This window comes from Rhizobacter sp. P3_B12 (assembly GCF_056402895.1).
The window spans coordinates 1-624 of record NZ_JBFUGN010001700.1 but is presented as its reverse complement, the minus strand read 5'-3'; the positions used below and the strand labels follow the sequence as shown (position 1 = coordinate 624).

General features: G+C 66.3%; 1 protein-coding gene. It reads right to left on the bottom strand.

The features are described from left to right. Positions 1 to 471: discoidin domain-containing protein (locus tag AC1D01_RS37755; protein ID WP_477875079.1), on the bottom strand; the 471-nt coding region annotated here is incomplete at its 3' end. Positions 472 to 624: the final 153 nt, after the last annotated feature.

The following is a 624-nucleotide window of genomic DNA, read 5'->3' as shown; positions in this document are numbered from 1 at the left end:
GTCCTCGATGCCGCCCTGGCTGTTGTCGACGGTCTTGATCGTGACCCAGTTCGACTTGTCGCTCGAGACCTGCAGCAGGTACCGGGTGGCGTGGGCGCGTTCCCAGTTGATGCGCACGCGGGTGACGTTCACCGACTGGCCGAAGTCCAGCGTCAGGTTCTGGTCGTCCGTGAAGCCGCTGCTCCAGCGGGTGTTGTCGTCGTGGTCGATCGCGGCCGCAGCCGACAGGTCGCCGCGCTCGGCGGCGCTGGCCGTGGCCGCGACGGGCGTCAGCGCGATGCCGATCGGGTCACCGACCGCCATCGGGCGCGACCGGTCGCCGCCGGCATCGCTCGAACTGGCGTTGTTGCCGTCGCCGGCGGAGGAGCTTCCTCCGTCGCCGGAACCGCATCCGACCAGCAGGATCGCCAGGGCGCAGTGCAGCCCCAGCATCGAACCGTTGCGCAAGCTGCGCAGCACATGGTGTTTCATTGGCTTCCCCTCCAAGACGTGGCAGAAACAAGGCCCGGATGCTGCACGCTCCGCGAAGAAAGCCTGTAAGCCGAGGGGAGCCGTCGGATAGCTGTCAAAGCACGTTCGTGCGAATTGGCACGATCACTCGAAAGAGAGCGCACACTCTCATTC